Annotated in this window: 19 protein-coding genes; 11 read left to right on the top strand and 8 right to left on the bottom strand. The window is 40.2% G+C overall.

Annotated elements, in window-relative coordinates; genetic code table 11:
- Nucleotides 1–168 precede the first annotated feature (168 nt).
- From O3650_RS03425 to O3650_RS03400, 6 genes are all read left to right on the top strand, one after another.
- Nucleotides 169–2382, top strand: coding sequence for a TIM-barrel domain-containing protein (locus O3650_RS03425; protein WP_261084430.1), 2214 nt, complete (start codon nt 169–171; stop codon nt 2380–2382).
- Nucleotides 2383–2779: 397 nt separating this feature from the next.
- Nucleotides 2780–4252 carry a peptide MFS transporter gene (locus O3650_RS03420; protein WP_023945298.1) on the top strand — a complete coding sequence of 491 codons (1473 nt, stop codon included), beginning with the start codon at nt 2780–2782 and terminating at the stop codon, nt 4250–4252.
- 417 nt (nt 4253–4669) lie between these two features.
- The gene (locus O3650_RS03415) at nt 4670–5356 is read left to right on the top strand and encodes an XRE family transcriptional regulator (RefSeq protein WP_033678242.1); all 687 of its coding nucleotides are present in this window, start codon (nt 4670–4672) and stop codon (nt 5354–5356) included.
- A 3-nt stretch (nt 5357–5359) separates the two neighbouring features.
- Entirely contained in the window at nt 5360–6775 is a 1416-nt protein-coding gene (locus tag O3650_RS03410; protein WP_371491603.1) for a Y-family DNA polymerase, read from the top strand.
- Complete coding sequence (locus O3650_RS03405; protein WP_261084426.1) at nt 6772–7134, top strand: hypothetical protein; 363 nt, start codon at nt 6772–6774, stop codon at nt 7132–7134. The genes O3650_RS03410 and O3650_RS03405 overlap by 4 nt, the downstream gene beginning before the upstream one ends.
- Nucleotides 7127–7420, top strand: coding sequence for a DUF5960 family protein (locus tag O3650_RS03400; RefSeq protein WP_023945290.1), 294 nt, complete (start codon nt 7127–7129; stop codon nt 7418–7420). The genes O3650_RS03405 and O3650_RS03400 overlap by 8 nt, the downstream gene beginning before the upstream one ends.
- Nucleotides 7421–7563: 143 nt before the next feature.
- On the opposite strand, the gene O3650_RS03395 is transcribed toward O3650_RS03400, so the two are convergent.
- From O3650_RS03395 to O3650_RS03370, 6 genes are read right to left on the bottom strand one after another with little or no spacing between them, the layout of a single operon-like run.
- Entirely contained in the window at nt 7564–8040 is a 477-nt protein-coding gene (locus O3650_RS03395; RefSeq protein WP_261084425.1) for a glutathione peroxidase, read from the bottom strand.
- Nucleotides 8037–8615, bottom strand: a complete 579-nt coding sequence (locus O3650_RS03390) for a DUF3278 domain-containing protein (protein ID WP_261084424.1) — start codon at nt 8613–8615, stop codon at nt 8037–8039. Before O3650_RS03390 ends, O3650_RS03395 begins: the two co-directional genes overlap by 4 nt.
- Before the next feature lie 26 nt (nt 8616–8641).
- A complete protein-coding gene (locus O3650_RS03385) occupies nt 8642–8968 on the bottom strand; it encodes a hypothetical protein (protein ID WP_261084423.1) in 327 nt (108 codons plus the stop codon).
- 9 nt (nt 8969–8977) lie between these two features.
- Complete coding sequence (locus O3650_RS03380) at nt 8978–9220, bottom strand: hypothetical protein (RefSeq protein WP_261084421.1); 243 nt, start codon at nt 9218–9220, stop codon at nt 8978–8980.
- 10 nt (nt 9221–9230) lie between these two features.
- Nucleotides 9231–9773 (bottom strand): DUF3278 domain-containing protein, encoded by a 543-nt coding sequence (locus tag O3650_RS03375; RefSeq protein ID WP_261084419.1) that lies wholly within the window; start codon nt 9771–9773, stop codon nt 9231–9233.
- A 15-nt stretch (nt 9774–9788) separates the two neighbouring features.
- Nucleotides 9789–9983, bottom strand: coding sequence for a helix-turn-helix transcriptional regulator (locus tag O3650_RS03370; protein WP_001082471.1), 195 nt, complete (start codon nt 9981–9983; stop codon nt 9789–9791).
- 167 nt (nt 9984–10150) lie between these two features.
- Here O3650_RS03370 and rsmH point away from each other — a divergent pair, with 167 nt between their 5' ends.
- From rsmH to O3650_RS03345, 5 genes are all read left to right on the top strand, one after another.
- Nucleotides 10151–11101, top strand: a complete 951-nt coding sequence (gene rsmH / locus O3650_RS03365; protein ID WP_049501866.1) for a 16S rRNA (cytosine(1402)-N(4))-methyltransferase RsmH — start codon at nt 10151–10153, stop codon at nt 11099–11101.
- Nucleotides 11102–11109: 8 nt separating this feature from the next.
- On the top strand, nt 11110–11427 hold the full coding sequence (gene ftsL / locus O3650_RS03360) for a cell division protein FtsL (RefSeq protein WP_000227822.1): 318 nt from the start codon (nt 11110–11112) through the stop codon (nt 11425–11427).
- Nucleotides 11428–11430: 3 nt separating this feature from the next.
- Complete coding sequence (gene pbp2X, locus O3650_RS03355) at nt 11431–13683, top strand: penicillin-binding protein PBP2X (protein WP_261084417.1); 2253 nt, start codon at nt 11431–11433, stop codon at nt 13681–13683.
- Between the two features lies 1 nt (nt 13684).
- A complete protein-coding gene (mraY, locus tag O3650_RS03350; RefSeq protein ID WP_261084415.1) occupies nt 13685–14665 on the top strand; it encodes a phospho-N-acetylmuramoyl-pentapeptide-transferase in 981 nt (326 codons plus the stop codon).
- A gap of 538 nt (nt 14666–15203) precedes the next feature.
- Nucleotides 15204–17309, top strand: a complete 2106-nt coding sequence (locus tag O3650_RS03345; RefSeq protein ID WP_261083410.1) for an ATP-dependent Clp protease ATP-binding subunit — start codon at nt 15204–15206, stop codon at nt 17307–17309.
- A gap of 60 nt (nt 17310–17369) precedes the next feature.
- On the opposite strand, the gene O3650_RS03340 is transcribed toward O3650_RS03345, so the two are convergent.
- Together O3650_RS03340 and O3650_RS03335 are read right to left on the bottom strand one after the other, a co-directional pair.
- Nucleotides 17370–17852 (bottom strand): S-ribosylhomocysteine lyase, encoded by a 483-nt coding sequence (locus tag O3650_RS03340; protein ID WP_000032562.1) that lies wholly within the window; start codon nt 17850–17852, stop codon nt 17370–17372.
- A 94-nt stretch (nt 17853–17946) separates the two neighbouring features.
- Nucleotides 17947–19431: a DUF1846 domain-containing protein gene (locus tag O3650_RS03335; protein WP_261083406.1), complete on the bottom strand. Its 1485-nt coding sequence runs from the start codon at nt 19429–19431 to the stop codon at nt 17947–17949.
- Nucleotides 19432–19564 lie beyond the last annotated feature (133 nt).

The following is a 19564-nucleotide window of genomic DNA, read 5'->3' as shown; positions in this document are numbered from 1 at the left end:
GGGATAACTCTTTAATAACATCTTGATTTGTTAAAAGATATTTTGTCCACTACATTTTTTCAATTGAGTATTATTTGTCATAGATAGAACATTGCATTTAGAATAATGAAAAGCGCATCAAAAATGGTGCGTTCTGTTTTTATGCTACCATAAAAGGAGGAAAACAAATTGAAAATTTTTAAGGGAGAGTTTTATAGAATCTCTGTATTAACAGACAAGCTAGTAAGGTTAGAATACTCTCAAACTGGAAGTTTTGAGGATAGAACGACACAACTTATCTATAATAGAGATTTTGGTCAAGTTTCGTTAGATTATATCGAGACATCAAACGTACTAGATATTATGACGGACTATTTTCATTTGCACTTTAATAAAGGAGAATTTAACGCCGAAAATTTATTTATAGAATTAAAAGGAAATTTTGCCGTATATGGTAGTCGCTGGTATTTTGGTGAATCTATTGAAACGTTAAAAGGAACAGCTCGGACTCTGGATAAGGCAGATGGAGCAATCTCGTTAGAAGATGGAATTATTAGCCGAAATGGTATAGCCTTATTGGATGATTCTCAAGGATTTATTTGGGATGAACAGTCTGGTTATATTGAGAGAGAAAATCAAATTGACCTGTATTTCTTTGCCTATGGGCATGATTATAGAGGAGCAATCAGAGACTTTTACCATTTGACTGGTTCAACACCCTTGTTGCCACGATATGCTTTAGGCAATTGGTGGAGTAGATATTGGCCTTATACGTCGGATGAATACTTGGATTTAATGGACAGATTTGAAACAGAGAAAATTCCATTATCTATCGGTGTGTTAGATATGGATTGGCATATAACTGACATTCCAGCCCGTTTTGGAAGTGGTTGGACAGGATATAGTTGGAATAAAAACTTAATACCTAATCCAGAACAGTTATTGCAAGAACTTCATGATAGGAAGTTAAAACTTTCCTTAAATGTCCATCCTGCTGATGGTATACGGGCTTATGAAGAAGCTTATCCTCAAGTCGCAAAACGATTGGGGTTAAATGTAGAACTAGAAGAACCTGCTATTTTTGATTTTTTTAATCCCTCTTTTAGGGAAGCCTACTTTAAAGATGTTCATTATGAGCTAGAAAAGCAGGGAGTAGATTTTTGGTGGATTGACTGGCAACAAGGGACTCAAGGCATGTTGGATCCGCTGTGGCTTTTAAACCATTATCACTATCAGGATAGTTGTAAAAATGCAGAAGGGGGGTTGATTTTATCAAGATATGCAGGGCCGGGTAGTCATCGATACCCTGTTGGTTTTTCAGGGGACACCATTATTAGTTGGAATTCCTTAAGATTTCAACCTTATTTTACAGCAACAGCATCTAATATCGGTTATAGTTGGTGGAGTCATGATATCGGTGGGCACATGCTGGGGGATTATGACGAAGAGCTACAAACCAGATGGCTACAGTTTGGTGTTTTTAGTCCGATTACTCGATTACACAGTTCTAGAAGCCCCTTTAATAGTAAAGAACCTTGGTTTTTTTCAGAAACAACATCTAAGATTATGAAGAAATACCTTCGTTTGAGACATCAGATGATTCCATATCTATATACCATGAATGTAAAAACACATGAGGAAGGTACCCCATTAATCAGCCCAATGTATTATTTCTACCCAGAGAATGATGAGAGTTATAATGTTCCAAATCAATACTTTTTTGGAACAGAACTGATGGTGGCTCCCATTGTAGAAAAGATGGATTTGGCATTCCAATCTGCAAAAGTGGATGTATGGTTCCCAGAAGGTGAATGGTATGACTTCTTTTCAGAGAAAAAGTACACAGGTGGTGTGAAGTTAAGTGTTTATAGAGACATTTCGACTATACCTGTGTTTGCAAAAAGTGGTGCAATCATTCCCTTGGTTGGTTCTGAGATAGGTATGGGTGTTGATTTACCTGAAGTTGTAGATTGGTATGTATTCCCAGGCAAGCAACATTCTTTTGAAATGATTGAAGATCAAAATGGTCAAAGATATAAAACAAGATTATCAATCGATTGGGAAATAGGAATGGTAGAGTTGGCATTACAAGGAGATTCTAGTATCGTTCCAAGCAATAGAAGGCATAGAATTCATTTTAAAGGAACGAATGTGTCTATAATTGAATTGCCAAATAAGAATGATACAGCTAGATTTGAATGGAAAGATCATAAAAGGACATCCCTAAATGACGAAGTTTTTAGACTACTAAAGACGGCTTCTCTTCCATATGAATTAAAAGATAGATTGTTAAATCAATTCATCAATGCCAAAAATTCTCATGAGTTAATGAATATCTTGCATCATCAGGATAAGGAATTGAGAGGGCGTTTGTTGGAAATGATATTTACTAATGAAAACTAATTGAGACATTTCGTACACAATTTCTATTCTTTGATTGCTAATTATTTATTTTTTAATGTGTAACAGTTTTACATCTCTATGCTTATTGACTTGTATTTTAGTAATTACAAGTTTGGCATAGGGATGTTTTTTGTTTACTGAAGAGGAAAGGATAAGTATGTTTCAAGGTTTGAAACATTTTTAAACTAAACAAGAGCAAATTTTTAAAGGTGATTTTTTAAAGTAACTTTCGCTTGCCTGACCGAAGTGGAAGTTAGTCTGAAACGGATTTTTATGGTGGAATTAAGTATGAGACGTGTGATTTTTTCAGAAAATTTTCTAAAACAAACAGGATTTGTTTGACATTTATTTGAAAATTCTGTAAAATGAATTATTATATCGTTCAAGGAGAATATATATGGAAAAACAGAAAACATTTTTTGGACATCCTATGGGCTTGTCCACCCTCTTCTTTACAGAGATGTGGGAACGCTTTTCTTACTATGGGATGCGAGCTATCCTACTTTACTATATGTACTATAGTGTGCAAGATGGTGGATTGGGAATGGATAAGACCACAGCTGCATCGGTTATGGCGATTTATGGCTCGCTGGTATTTTTATCCTCGGTTGTCGGTGGTTTTGTCAGTGACCGTATTTTAGGAAGCCGTAAGACTGTCTTTTACGGTGGGATTCTGATTATGCTAGGGCATATTGCTTTAGCAACACCTTTTGGACAAGTGGCTCTCTATCTTTCTATTGCCTTGATTATCTTTGGAACTGGATTTTTAAAACCCAATATCTCAGATATGGTTGGGGGAATTTATGAGAAAGAGGATGATAGACGGGATGCAGGTTTTAGTATCTTTGTATTTGGTATTAACTTAGGTGCCTTCGTTGCCCCTTATCTAGTAGGTTATCTAGGTCAGGAAGTCAATTTCCATCTAGGTTTCTCATTAGCTGCCATTGGGATGTTCTTTGGTTTGGTGAAGTATGTTTTAGATGGGAAGAAATACCTGCCTGAATCAAGTCTTTACCCTACTGATCCACTTTCGCAGAAGGACCAGCAGACCTTGATTAAACGTTTGCTGATTACACTTGTCATGGTTATTCTCGTGGTTATAGGTTTAGTCTTTACTCACCAGTTTAACGTGGATATGATTGTTAATATCTTTACAGTGATTGCGGTAATCATTCCAATCTACTATTTCTTCAAAATTTTATCTAGTCATAAAATAACTGCTACTGAGAGATCCCGAGTGTTTGCCTACATTCCTTTATTTATCGCTGGAGTACTCTTCTGGTCTATTGAGGAGCAGGGATCTGTTGTTCTCGCTCTATTTGCGGATGATCAAACTCGACTTTACTTTAATGTATTTGGAAATCAAATTCATTTCCCATCTAGCTTTTTCCAAAGTATCAATCCACTTTTCATTATGATTTATGTGCCGATTTTTGCATGGTTGTGGGGGAAAATGGGTAAAAAGCAACCGTCCTCTTCTAAGAAATTTGCTTACGGTTTATTAGCAGCAGGTTTATCCTTCTTGTGGATGATGTTACCAGGGATGCTCTTTGGGACAGATGTTAAGGTCAGTCCTTTCTGGTTGATTATGAGTTGGGCTATTGTGATTGTGGGGGAGATGTTGATTTCGCCTATTGGTCTATCAGTCACTACTAAGCTAGCACCAAAATCCTTCCAAGCACAAATGATGTCTATCTGGTTCTTGAGTAATGCAGCTGCCCAAGCTATCAATGCTCAAATTGTAAAATTTTATACAAGTGAAACTGAAGTGGCTTACTATGGAATTGTTGGAGGAATTACGATTGTATTCGGTATTATCTTACTCTTCTACGTTCCACGTATTGAAAAACTAATGTCTGGTATCAAATAGAGAAAAACTGGAATTTCTGTAGGAATTTTAAAAGTTAGATCAATTATTTATTCAAAGGATTTAGTTCTGTATTGTATAGGGCTAGATCCTTTTAGTTTGATTAATACTCTTCGAAAATCAAATTCAAACCGCGTCAACGTCGCCTTGCCGTATATATGTGACTAACTTCGTCAGTCTTATCTACAACCTCAAAACAGTGTTTTGAGCAACCTGCGGCTAGTTTCCTAGTTTGCTCTTTGATTTTCATTGAGTATAAAACTCACGATGTTTCTGCTTTTCCTAGTGGACATTTGTCTACTTTTTTTATATAATAAAACTAAACCATAATGGTTGAGTTTTGAAATTATGGATTCAAGCATCGATTAGTCTTTCTAAGGGAGATAGTGTCCATTAAAGCATCATAATAGGAGGTGAAGTATGTATCAGCCAGAAAAATTAAAGGCTCGGAGGAAAGAGTTAAAACTGACACAGAAGGAAATTGCAGAGCAACTTGGGATTAGTTTCCAAGCTTACTCAGCTTGGGAACGTGGAGTCAAGGAACCGTCCAAGGAGAAAGTTACTCAGTTAGAGAATATTTTAAAAGTGCCAAAAGGATATTTTACTCAGATCGAGATTGTCCGTCTCTACCATAGCCTCTCCAAGCAAGGGCAGGAGAAGGTTGTTCTCTATGCTCGCAACCTATCTCAAGAGGAGCAAGCCCAGAAAGTGATAGCTATGCCAGAGCGCCTCTACGAGTACCGTGTTTATGAACGCATGTCAGCAGGTATTGGGGCTTCGGTCTACGATGATCAGAATTTTGATACGGTTTACTTTAATGAGGAATTGGCTCATGATTTTGCGTCATGGGTGTCTGGGGACTCCATGGAACCTAAATACCAAAATGGTTCAGTAGCTCTGATTCGAGAGACAGGATTTGACTATGACGGGGCGGTTTATGCAGTGGTTTGCAACAACCAGACCTATATCAAACGGGTCTATCGAGAGGAGAATGGATTGCGTCTGGTCTCTATCAATCCTAAATACAAGGATATTTTCATCTCCTATGAGGAAGATCCTCGGATTGTTGGCATTATCGTTGGGAATTTTGTACCGATGGAGGGCTAGTCAATGGGCTACTTTGATTATTCCAGAGAGCCCCAAAGTGACATTGCCTTTGTCGATATGAAATCCTTTTATGCTAGTGTTGAGTGTGTGAAAAGGGGCTTACATCCGCTGAAAACCTCGCTTTGTGTCATGAGTCGCGCGGATAACTCAACTGGTCTTATCCTAGCCTCCTCTCCCCTGTTTAAGAAGATTTTTGGCAAGTCAAATGTTGGTCGGGCCTATGATTTGCCTTTTGATATCAAAACGCGAAAATTTTCCTATTACAATGCTCGAAAGCAAGGGCTACCTACCGACTCAGACTATGTTCGCTACATCGAAGATTGGGCTCAAGTGACCTTGATTGTGCCACCTAGGATGGATGAGTACATCGCAGTCAATATGGAAATCCAGCGAATCTTTCAGAATTATGGCAGTCCAGATGATATTTATCCCTACTCTATCGATGAGGGCTTTATTGACCTGACTAGTTCACTTAATTATTTCATTTCAGACAAGAGTCTCTCTCGCAAAGACAAGCTGGATATGCTTTCTGCTCGTATTCAGAGGGATATTTGGAGGCAGACAGGGATCTACTCTACAGTGGGCATGTCAAATGCCAATCCTTTAATGGCCAAGTTGGCTCTGGATAATGAAGCCAAGCACACTCGGACCATGAGGGCCAACTGGTCTTACCAGGATGTGGAAGAGAAGGTCTGGTCCATTCCCAAGATGACGGATTTTTGGGGGATTGGCAGGCGGATGGAGAAACGCTTGCATGCTCTGGGGATTTTTTCCATCAAGGAATTGGCAACCAGTAATCCCGACCAGCTAAAGAAGGTTCTGGGTCAGTCTGGCTTGCGTTTGTGGTTTCATGCTAACGGGATTGATGAGAGCAATGTTCATAAGCCCTATAAAGCCAAATCCAAGGGCTTGGGGAATTCTCAAATCTTGCCGAGAGACTACGTGAAGCTACGGGATATTGAAATTATTCTCCGAGAAATGGCGGAGCAGGTGGCTATTAGACTGAGAAGGGCGGGCAAGAAAACAACCCTTGTTTCTATCTATGTCGGTTTCTCTAAACAGGAGGCTAGGTCGTCTATTCACACACAAATGAAGGTCGAACCTACCAATAATACAGCTGTCTTAACGGATTATGTTTTGAAGCTATTTCATAACAAATACACTTCTGGAGCGGTTAGAAGTGTCGGAGTTAACTATTCAGGCTTTGTGGATGAGTCCTTTGGTTTGATTTCCCTTTTTGATGATGTTGACAAGTTAGAAAAAGAAGAAAGGCTCCAGACGGCCATTGACTCCATTCGGGAACAATTTGGTTTCACTTCCCTTTTAAGAGCCAATGCACTGGAAGAAGCCTCTAGGAGTCTTGCTAGAAGCAAGCTGATTGGAGGACATTCTGCTGGAGGATTAGATGGATTACAATGATTGATCGTTCTTATTTACCTTTTCAATCCGCGCGAGATTATCAAGATACAGGTATGAAGAAGTGGATGGGATTTTACCTTTCAGAACACACCAGTTCGCTCAGTGAAGAAAAAAGCCGTGTTGATTTTTCGACGGATTTGACTCCAGATGATAAGTTGCACTTGCTTTCTCAGCTTTATGTTGGCCAACTTAGGGGAAGTTTTGTGCTAAAGGAAAAGAAGCAGAAAACCACTATCATCGGTGTGGTGAGAGAGTTATCGCCTCAGACTCTATCTATTAGGACAAACGAGAGATATAGGTTGATAGAGGTTGCAGATGTCCTCGAAATTCGACTGTGGGAGGAGGGAGTTTATGACTAGAAAAGAGCTGTATGAAAACAAACTGCAGATGGATTATTTTTCAGATGACTATATTCGTTTTGAAGAGGATTTTCAAAAATACTCTGCCATGAACGTACCCTTGACTTTCTTGATTGATGACATCTTACGAACCATGGCGATGAATCAGAAAAACTACTTTGTTTTAAACAAGGAAAATGCCAAGGATGGGCGGGAGCATAGCTTTTATTTTAGGGTGGTAACGGAAAAAGCGTGTCCCAGAAATAGGACCTATACATACTCAGGAGTCAAGAATAGCAGTCAGTAGTGCCTTGTCTGCTATGAATGTATCATTTTTACAACACTTCATGGTTCATATCATGGGGTGTTTTCCTATTCAAGTCAAAGCCCATCAAAAAATCTCACTATTCATTAGGATAAAAGAAACCTAATCATAGTGAGATTGTGAAATTATAGTAGGGTTCGTATGGCCTCTTCAATTTGTTTGGGGTCTGTTTTTGAAGAGAAGCGTTCAAAGACCTGCCCATCACGATCGATGAGAAATTTAGCGAAATTCCATTCGATTCGTTTTCCTAGTGGGCCAGATTTCTGGTCTTTCAACCAGACATAGAGGGGATCTGCTTCCTTACCGTTGACCTTGACCTTGGCAAAACGTGGGAAAGTGGTTTGATAATGTAGGCTACAGAAGGTGTTTATTTCCTCTGCGCCACCTGGTGCTTGTCCCATAAACTGATTGCAAGGGAAGTCTAAAATCTCAAAACCTTGTTCTTGATAGCGATCATAGAGTTCTTGAAGTCCTTGGTACTGGGGCGTTAAACCACATCCAGTAGCAGTGTTGACAACCAAGAGAACTTTCCCACGATAGGCATTTAGTGGAGTTTCTTGCTTGTCTTGGTTCAAGACGGAAAAATCATATAGTGAAGTCATTGCTTGCTTTTCTCCTTCTGTTTGGTATGTTTAGGAGTTTTCTCCTCCTGTAGTGATAGAAACCCGTAGGTCAGGGTTCCGAAAATACTACCGATAATCAGGCCATACATCAGGAAAGGAACACTTTTATCGAATTGCATGAGCAACTTCACAAAATCTGAAAGGAACATCTGCTGAACGAAGACTTTATGAAAGATGAGTAAGGTAAAGAGGCCAATCTGAAGACCGATAAACACAATCCAACTTCGAAATTTGATTTGGCCTTTGCTGTAGGTTTTGAGGATGATTTCTGACTTGTCATCTTTTTCCAGATGGAGTTCTTTGACAGCTCTTTGAGTCTTTAAGGTAATGAAAAAGATGAGTCCAGAGTAAACATAGGGCATAGCATAGCGAACGGTTTCTATGAAGCGTCCAAATAACAGATAAAATAAGAAGAGGAAGAAGGAAGAATAAACGATTTGAACCATAGAACGGGCACAAGCCTTGTAGATAATCTCTTGTCGGCATTCATCAAAAGGGCCTTGGATATGAAAGAGATTTCGAAGTAGGCGAGTGGTGAAGTCTTCTTTTTTCATGCTAGTAACCTCCTAAATGAGTGGTTTTACTGACTTTCTTTTACGAATTGATAGAGATAATAAAGATAAGTGATAGAAGAAAGGATAGAGATAGTGAACAGTAAATAATATTTCCAACCGCTTGAGGCGAGCATCAGTTGTGGAAAAGATAGAATTATAAAGTATAGTGCTAAGTTGAGTATGCGCGTTTTTTGGGAGTCAATCTTTAGATAAGTCAGTCCTTTGTTAAGGGCTGGAATAAAGACTAGCCCGAGGAATATCTCGCTGATTGGCAAGTTCCCTGAAATGATGATGAAGATGAGAAGAGAACTGAACAAAAGATGATAGGTCAGTAAAGTTAGTAATGATTTCATAGGTACCTCCTAATCATGGTCTTTTTTAGCCCTTGCAATACGAAGTGAGTCGACAATATGCATCATCACTCCGAAAAAGAAAGCTCCCAGTATAGTTTTAAAAATATGTTTTGTATTTAGAAGAGAACTGATAAAATTTGGATTTTCACTTGTTAGGGTATCAATGAGTGGAATTATAAAAAATATTATTGTTCCATAAATCGAACTTGCTTTCAGACCAGGATAACGTAACTGTTTCTTTTCTTTTTTCATAGGGCACCTCCTAATCCTCATCTTGATCTTTCTTAGTTTTTGCAATGCGACGGGAGATGAGGAACTGTATGCTCGCTCCGAAGAAAATAGAACCTAGAATGCTTGATACACCATTTCTTATAGTGAGAAGAGAATGAAAATAGTCCTGACCTTCACCTATGAGTATACCGAGAAGAGGAGTTATAAAAAACATCCATAGACCAAAGAACAAACCTGCTTTCAGACCTGGGTAGTGTAGTTGCTTACTTTCTTTCTCACTCAGCATATCTGGATCAATAGCTGTAATCCCTGTTTTTTTCATTTGGTAGGTGACATAGCCAGCAGCGATGAGGGCAATCACTAAAATTAGAGGAGGATAGACTAGAGCCACTTCTTGAGGATATTTATAGGCCAGAAGGAGTGGAATAAGATTTCCGAAAATCATCAGATAAAAGAGGATGATAAAGATTTGGTTGCCGATACGATCAGCCTCGCGTCGTTTGTATTCGTCAAGGGGACCAGAAATACCGTAAGTGCGTTTGATGAGTTTTTCCGTGAAGGTTTCTTTTTTCATAAGTTGGCTCCTTTTTTAAAAATTATCCTCCCAAAAGAGACTGTTGAGGTCAGTTTGGAGGCTACGGGCGAGATTGAGACAGAGTTCCAGGGTTGGATTGTACTTGTCGTTCTCAATCATATTGATGGTTTGTCTCGAGACACCGATATCCTTGGCTAGTTCGAGCTGGGAAATACCCAATTCCTTGCGAAATTCTTTCACACGATTCATCTGGTCTCCTTTCTGATTTGTGTCGTATATATTTGACTACATTATATTCTTCTATAGAGCGGATGTCAAGCATATTTGACATATTTCTTAAAGAAATTCTTACTTGTTTTTGGCCTATTTGTCTGACTAGTGCAAGCTAGTCAGATTTGTGGTAAAATAGATAAGATATGACAAAAGAATTTCATCATGTAACGGTCTTACTCCACGAAACGATTGATATGCTTGACGTAAAGCCTGACGGTATCTACGTTGATGCGACTTTGGGTGGAGCAGGCCATAGCGAATATTTATTAAGTAAATTAAGTGAAAAAGGCCATCTCTATGCCTTTGACCAAGACCAGAATGCCATTGACAATGCGCAAAAACGCTTGGCTCCTTACATTGAAAAGGGAATGGTGACTTTTATCAAGGATAACTTCCGTCATTTACAGGCACGTTTGCGCGAAGCTGGTGTTCAGGAAATTGATGGAATTTGTTATGACTTGGGAGTGTCTAGTCCTCAGCTGGACCAGCGTGAGCGTGGTTTTTCTTATAAAAAGGATGCGCCACTGGACATGCGGATGAATCAGGATGCTAGTCTGACAGCCTATGAAGTGGTGAATCACTATGACTATCATGACTTGGTTCGTATTTTCTTCAAGTATGGCGAGGATAAATTCTCTAAACAGATTGCCCGTAAGATTGAACAAGCGCGTGAAGTCAAGCCAATCGAGACTACGACTGAGTTGGCAGAGATTATCAAGTCGGCTAAACCTGCCAAGGAGCTCAAGAAGAAGGGCCATCCTGCCAAGCAGATTTTCCAAGCTATTCGAATTGAAGTCAATGATGAACTGGGAGCGGCAGATGAGTCCATCCAGCAGGCTATGGAGATGTTGGCTCTAGATGGTAGAATCTCAGTGATTACCTTCCATTCCTTGGAAGACCGCTTGACCAAGCAATTGTTCAAGGATGCTTCAACAGTTGAAGTTCCAAAAGGTTTGCCTTTCATCCCAGATGATCTCAAGCCCAAGATGGAATTGGTGTCCCGTAAGCCAATCTTGCCAAGTGCAGAAGAATTAGAAGCTAATAACCGCTCGCACTCAGCCAAGTTGCGCGTGGCCAGAAAAATTCACAAGTAAGAGGAAAAATGGTAGATAAAAAAGAAACAACTAGTCAATTCTTGCAGAATCGTATAAAAAAATTCTCCCGTGTGGAGAAGGCTTTTTATCTTTCCATTGCGTTTACAGCTCTCGTTTTGGCGCTGAGTATTATCTTTATGCAGACCCGACTCCTACAAGTACAAAATGATTTGACAAAAATCAATGCGCAGATAGAGGAGAAGAAGACAGAGTTGGATGATGCCAAACAAGAGGTAAATGAATTGTTGAGGGCAGAACGCTTGAAAGAAATCGCAAATTCTAAGGATTTAAAATTGAATAATGAGAATATTCGATCAGCGGAGTAAGATATGAAGTGGACAAAAAGAATAACCCGATTTGCGATTAGAAACCGTAAATCTCCAGCAGAAAACCGTAAAATAGTGGGGAAGTACATCAGCTTGTTAGCTGTCGTACTTTTCGCTGTCTTTTTGGTCAATTTTGCTGTTATTATCGGGAGTGGTAGTAAATTTGGAACGGATCTAGTCAAAGAGGCTAAGAAAGTTCACCAAATAACTCGTATAGTCCCTGCCAAACGTGGGACTATTTATGACCGAAATGGAGTCCCGATTGCTGAGGACGCAACCTCCTATAATGTCTATGCTGTCATTGATAAAAAATACAAATCAGCAACGGGTAAAATTCTTTATGTAGAAGATGCCCAGTTTAATAAGGTAGCAGAGGTTTTCCATAAGTATCTGGATATGGACGAGGCTTATGTGAAAGAACAATTGTCTCAACCGAATCTGACTCAAGTTTCTTTTGGAGCAAAAGGAAATGGAATTACCTATGCCAATATGATGGCTATTAAAAAGGATCTAAAAGACGCTAGTGTTGAAGGAATTGACTTCACAACTAGCCCTAATAGAAGCTATCCAAATGGACAATTCGCTTCTAGTTTTATTGGTTTAGCTCAACTCCATGAAAATGAAGATGGAAGCAAGAGTTTGCTGGGAACTTCTGGGATGGAGAGTTCCTTGAACAGTATTCTTGCAGGGAAAGACGGTATTATTACCTATGAAAAAGATCGTCTGGGTAATATTGTCCCCGGAACAGAACAAGTTTCCCAACAAACAGTAGATGGCAAGGATGTTTATACGACTATTTCCAGCACCCTTCAGTCCTTCATGGAGACACAGATGAATGCCTTTCAAGAAAAAGTAAAAGGCAAGTATATGACGGCTACCTTGGTTAGTGCTAAAACGGGGGAGATTCTTGCAACGACGCAGAGACCAACCTTTGATGCCGATACTAAGGAAGGACTTACCAAGGACTTTGTTTGGCGTGATATCCTCTATCAAAGTAACTATGAGCCAGGGTCAACCATGAAGGTCATGACGCTCGCTGCTGCTATTGACAATAACACTTTCCCAGGAGGAGAAGTTTTCAATAGTAGTGAGTTAAAAGTAGCAGATGCTACTATCCGAGATTGGGACGTCAATGAAGGATTGACCGGTGGCGGAATGATGACCTTTTCTCAAGGGTTCGCTCACTCAAGTAACGTTGGGATGACGCTTCTTGAGCAAAAGATGGGAGATGCTACCTGGCTTGATTATCTAAATCGCTTTAAATTCGGTGTTCCGACTCGTTTTGGCTTGACGGATGAATATGCAGGTCAACTTCCGGCTGACAATATCGTAAATATTGCTCAGAGTTCATTTGGACAAGGGATTTCAGTAACCCAGACGCAAATGATTCGTGCTTTCACGGCTATTGCCAATGATGGAGTCATGTTAGAACCTAAATTTATCAGTGCCTTATATGACCCAAATGACCAATCTGTTCGGAAATCTCAAAAAGAGATTGTAGGAAATCCTGTTTCCAAAGATGCGGCCAGTCTAACTCGAACCAACATGGTTTTGGTAGGAACAGATCCAGTTTATGGAACCATGCATAACCACAGCACAGGCAAGCCAACTGTAACTGTTCCTGGTCAAAATATCGCCCTCAAGTCCGGTACAGCCCAGATTGCCGATGAGAAAAATGGAGGTTACTTAGTTGGTACGACCAATTACATTTTTTCGGCTGTGTCGATGAACCCTGCTGAAAATCCTGATTTTATCCTCTATGTGACAGTTCAACAGCCTGAGCATTATTCAGGTATCCAGTTGGGAGAATTTGCCAATCCTATTTTGGAAAGGGCAGTGGCTATGAAAGATTCCCTTAACCTGCAATCTACCGCTAAAACATTAGATCAGGTAACCAATCAAAGCGCTTATGCCATGCCTAGCATCAAGGATATTTCACCTGGCGATTTGGCGGAAGCCTTACGTCGCAATATTGTGCAACCAATCGTTGTAGGAACAGGAACAAAGATTAAAGAATCATCTGTAGAAGAAGGAACTAATCTTGCACCTAACCAGCAAGTTCTCCTCTTATCTGATAAAGCAGAGGAAGTTCCAGATATGTATGGTTGGACAAAAGCAACCGCAGAAGCTTTTTCTAAGTGGTTAAATATAGAACTTGTATTTGAAGGTTCGGGCTCTACTGTGCAGAAGCAAGATGTTCGTGCTAATACAGCCATCAAGGACATTAAAAAAATTACATTAACTTTAGGAGACTAATATGTTTATTTCCATCAGTGCTGGAATTGTGACATTTTTACTAACTTTGGTAGGAATTCCAGCCTTTATCCAATTTTATAGAAAGGCGCAAATTACAGGCCAGCAGATGCATGAGGATGTCAAACAGCATCAGGCAAAAGCTGGCACGCCAACTATGGGGGGACTTGTTTTCCTTATTGCTGCAGTTGTGGTGAGTTTCCTTCTTGCTCTTTTTTCAAAACAATTGACCAATAATGTGGGGATGATTTTGTTCATCTTGGTCCTTTATGGACTTGTCGGATTTTTAGATGACTTCCTCAAGGTCTTCCGTAAAATCAATGAGGGGCTGAATCCTAAGCAAAAATTGGCTCTTCAGCTTTTAGGTGGGGTCGTTTTCTACCTTTTCTATGAGCGTGGGGGCGATATGCTTTCAGTCTTTGGTTACCAAGTGCATCTAGGGATTTTCTATATTCTTTTCGCCCTTTTCTGGCTAGTCGGTTTTTCAAATGCAGTAAACTTGACAGACGGTATTGACGGTCTGGCTAGTATTTCCGTTGTGATTAGTTTGTCAGCTTATGGAGTTATTGCCTATGTGCAAGGTCAGATGGATATTCTTCTGGTGATTATGGGTATGATTGGTGGTTTGCTTGGTTTCTTTGTCTTTAACCATAAGCCTGCTAAAGTCTTTATGGGAGATGTGGGAAGTTTGGCTTTAGGTGGAATGCTGGCAGCTATCTCTATGGCCCTCCACCAAGAATGGACTCTCTTGATTATCGGAATTGTTTATGTCTTTGAAACAACTTCGGTCATGATGCAAGTCAGCTATTTCAAACTGACAGGTGGTAAACGTATTTTCCGTATGACGCCTGTGCATCACCATTTTGAACTTGGAGGATTGTCTGGTAAAGGAAATCCTTGGAGCGAGTGGAAGGTTGACTTCTTCTTTTGGGGAGTGGGGCTTCTAGCTAGTCTCTTGACCCTAGCAATTTTATATTTGATGTAAGAATGGCACCCTGATGTTTCAGGGTGTTTTTGCATTCTAAAAAATATTGGTCAATTAAAGTCAAAATCCTTGACCTTTTCTGACTAATGTAGTATATTATGAACGTAAGGTAAATGAAAGCCTTACTCGAACACTTATACTCAATGAAAATCAACGAGCAAACTAGGAAGTGCTCAAAACACTGTTTTGAGGTTACAGATAGAACTGACGTGGTTTGAAGAGATTTTCGAAGAGTATAAAAAACATTGGTCAATTAAAGTCAAAATCCTTGACCTTTTCTGACTAATGTAGTATATTATGAACGTAAGGTAAATGAAAGCCTTGCTAGAACACTTATTTAAAGTAAAATAGAAAGAGGTGGGGTCTATGTTTAATCTAGAAATCTTCAGAAGTAAAGATAGTCTACTCCTGCTTGAAAAAGAAAAACCAGAAATAGTACGTAGAGTAGCGATTTAGCTAGTCTAAATTTTTTAAAACAAAGGTCAAAGATAGTCAATATCAGTAATCATAACTAAGTAAACAAAATGAGGTAAAGAATATGAACAACAACTTTAATAATTTTAACAACATGGATGATTTATTTAACCAATTGATGGGTGGTATGCGCGGATACAGTTCTGAAAACCGTCGCTACTTGATTAATGGACGTGAAGTCACACCTGAGGAATTTGCTCACTATCGTGCAACTGGTCAATTGCCAGGAAATGCAGAAGTTGATGGACAAATGCCACAACATACGTCAGGTATGAAACAAGATGGTGTCCTTGCTAAACTAGGTCGAAACTTGACAGCAGAAGCTCGTGAGGGCAAGCTGGATCCTGTTATCGGACGAAACAAGGAAATTCAAGAAACATCTGAAATTCTTTCACGCCGTACTAAGAACAATCCTGTTTTGGTCGGAGATGCAGGCGTTGGTAAGACAGCCGTTGTCGAAGGTCTAGCACAAGCGATTGTGAATGGTGATGTTCCAGCTGCTATTAAGAATAAGGAAATTATTTCCATTGATATCTCAGGCCTTGAGGCTGGGACCCAATACCGTGGTAGCTTTGAAGAAAACGTTCAAAATCTAGTAAATGAAGTGAAAGAAGCAGGGAATATTATCCTCTTCTTTGATGAAATTCACCAAATTCTTGGTGCTGGTAGCACAGGTGATGGTCAAGGGTCTAAAGGTCTTGCTGATATCTTGAAACCAGCTCTTTCACGTGGAGAATTGACAGTGATTGGAGCAACTACTCAAGATGAATACCGTAATACTATCTTGAAAAATGCAGCCCTTGCTCGTCGTTTCAACGAAGTCAAGGTCAATGCTCCTTCAGCAGAGGATACATATAAAATCCTTCAAGGAATTCGTGACCTCTATCAACAACACCACAATGTCATCTTGCCAGACGAAGTTTTGAAAGCAGCAGTGGATTATTCTGTTCAGTATATTCCACAACGTAGTTTGCCAGATAAGGCTATTGACCTTGTCGATGTAACGGCAGCTCACTTAGCAGCTCAGCATCCAGTAACAGATGTACATGCTGTTGAACGTGAAATTGAAGCAGAAAAAGACAAGCAAGAAAAAGCAGTTGAGGCAGAAGATTTTGAAGCAGCTCTAAACTATAAAACACGCATTGCAGAATTGGAAAAGAAAATCGAAAACCACACAGAAGATATGAAAGTAACTGCAAGTGTCAACGATGTGGCTGAATCTGTAGAACGAATGACGGGTATTCCAGTTTCACAAATGGGAGCGTCAGACATCGAACGTTTGAAAGATATGGCACATCGCTTGCAAGATAAGGTAATCGGCCAAGACAAGGCGGTAGAAGCAGTAGCTCGTGCTATCCGTCGTAACCGTGCTGGTTTCGATGAAGGCAATCGCCCAATCGGTAGTTTCCTCTTTGTAGGACCAACTGGGGTCGGTAAGACAGAGCTTGCTAAGCAATTGGCGCTGGATATGTTTGGGACCAAGGATGCAATCATCCGTTTGGATATGTCTGAATACAGTGACCGCACAGCCGTATCTAAGCTAATCGGTACAACAGCCGGATATGTAGGATATGATGACAATAGCAATACCTTGACAGAACGTGTTCGTCGTAATCCATACTCTATCATTCTCTTGGACGAAATTGAAAAGGCTGATCCTCAAGTGATCACTCTTCTCCTCCAAGTCTTGGATGATGGTCGTTTGACAGATGGTCAAGGAAATACAGTGAACTTCAAGAACACTGTCATTATTGCGACTTCAAATGCGGGATTTGGCTATGAAGCTAACTTGACAGAAGATGCAGATAAACCAGAATTGATGGATCGTTTGAAACCATTCTTCCGCCCAGAATTCCTTAACCGCTTTAACGCAGTTATCGAGTTCTCACACTTGACCAAGGAAGACCTTTCTAAGATTGTGGATTTAATGTTGGCTGAAGTCAACCAAACCTTGGCTAAGAAAGACATTGATTTGGCAGTGAGCGAAGCTGCTAAAGAATACATGACTGAGGAAGGCTACGATGAAGTCATGGGTGTTCGTCCACTCCGTCGTGTGGTTGAACAACAAATTCGTGACAAAGTCACAGACTTCCACTTGGATAACCTTGATGCTAAACACCTAGAAGCTGACATGGAAGATGGTGTTTTGGTCATTCGTGAAAAAGCCTAAGACAGAATTTTGAGCATAAAAAAGAAGGAGCCAGCTGAAAAACTGGTTCCTTTTTTACGTTTAAATCACATGACGCTCAAAGGCATCATCTGAAATCCCTTGTTCTAGGATGAGTTTTGCCCATTCTTTAGCAGAGAAGAGGCTGTGATCCTTGTAGTTTCCGCAAGATTCGATGGTTGTTCCAGGGACGTCTTCCCAAGTAGTAGTTTCAGCGATTTCCTTGAGCGAATCCTTGATAACAGCCGCGATTTCAGCACTGGTGTGGCGCCCCCACATAATCATATGGAAGCCTGTACGGCAACCAAATGGTGAACAGTCAATCATGCCGTCAATTCGGGTACGAATGAGTTTTGCCAAGAGGTGCTCGATAGTGTGAAGGCCAGCAGTAGGGATAGAGTCTTCATTGGGTTGCACTAAACGAATGTCATAATTGGAGATGACATCTCCCTTTGGCCCTGTTTCTTCCCCAATCAAGCGAACATAGGGTGCTTTAACAATGGTGTGGTCAAGTTCAAAACTTTCGACAATAACTTCTTTTGACATGGTAAATCCTTTCAGTTTTCTTCTTTCATTATATCATAAAGGTTGCTCCTGAGACAGAGAGAAAACCTCTCCGAGAGTGGAGAGGTTGAAATCTTTATTTACGATACAAGCGGTCGTATTGGTAGTATGGGTCAAAGGTTACATTGATACCCAATTTGCGAAGGACATTCTTGTCTTCATCGGTCAAGATGATGGTTGAGTGGGCTTCGCTTCCTTTGAGGTTGCCAAGTTCTTCCATAGCACGAGCAGCATCAGGATTTTCTGTGGCTGTGATGGCAAGGGCAATCAAAATTTCATTTGAATGAAGGCGTGGATTGCGGCTACCGAGATGATTGATTTTAAGACCTTGGATCGGTTTGACGACTTCAGGTTCGATTAGTTTTACTTCCTTGGCAATGTTAGCTGATTTCTTGATAGCGTTGATCAAGGCAGCGGCTGTAGGACCAAAGAGTTCTGAGTTCTTACCAGTGACAATTTCCCCAGTTGGCAATTCAAGGGCTAGGGCTGGTCCGCCAGTTTCTTCTGCTTTTTGACGCGCAACGACAGCAACCTTACGGTCTGCAGGTGTGATGCCGAGGTCGTTCATGAGCAACTCAATTTTCTTGACAGCAGCTTCGCCAACTTTTTCGGCCTTAAAATCAAGAACAGTTTGATAGTAACGGCGGATGATTTCTTGTTTAGAAGCTTCGACAGCAGCTTCATCATCTGTAATAGCGAAACCAACCATGTTGACACCCATATCTGTCGGAGAAGCGTATGGAGATTCACCGAGGATACGTTCTAACATGCGCTTGAGCACTGGGAAAATCTCGATATCACGGTTGTAGTTGACAGTGGTTTCTCCGTAGGTTTGGAGATGGAAGGGGTCAATCATGTTGACATCATCAAGGTCAGCTGTGGCAGCCTCGTAGGCCAAATTGACTGGGTGATGAAGGGGAAGATTCCATACTGGGAAGGTTTCAAACTTAGCGTAGCCAGACTTGATACCATTGATTTGGTCGTGGTACATATTTGACATACAAGTTGCCAATTTTCCAGAACCAGGTCCAGGAGCGGTTACGACAATCAAGTTGCGACTGGTTTTGATGTAGTCGTTTTTCCCCATACCTTCAGGTGAAATGATGTGATCCATATCTGTCGGATATCCTTTGATTGGATAATGAAGATAAGAATCAATCCCGTTTTTATCAAGTTGATTGCGGAAGGCATCTGCAGCAGGTTGGCCAGCGTACTGTGTGATGACAACGGAGCCAACAAAAATCCCTAATTCATTGAATTTATCAATCAAACGAAGAACTTCTTGGTCATAAGAAATGCCCAAGTCACCACGTGCCTTAGAATGTTCGATGTTACTCGCATTAATGGCAATCACCACCTCAACTTGCTCTTTCAACTCTTGCAAGAGCTTGATTTTGTTGTCAGGCTCATAACCAGGAAGGACACGAGCAGCGTGGAAATCTTCTAACATTTTGCCACCAAACTCTAAGTAGAGCTTGCCGTCAAATTGGTTAATGCGCTCCAAAATGTGGTCGCGCTGTAGATTCAAATATTGTTCAGAACTAAAAGCTTGTTTTTTCATTTTTTTACCTCTGACCTCTATTATAATAAAAAATTGGAAGTTAGGAAACTATGGAGTTAAAAAAGGAATCAAAAAGATTAGGCAAACGCTTGCATAAAATTTTAAAAAGCGCTATCATAGACTACAGATTATT

This window comes from Streptococcus sp. 20925_1_24 (assembly GCF_041432335.1).
Classification (GTDB): Bacteria; Bacillota; Bacilli; order Lactobacillales; family Streptococcaceae; genus Streptococcus; species Streptococcus mitis_BM.
Note: the sequence above shows the minus strand (reverse complement) of the source record. Positions and strands in the feature narration are given on the sequence as shown.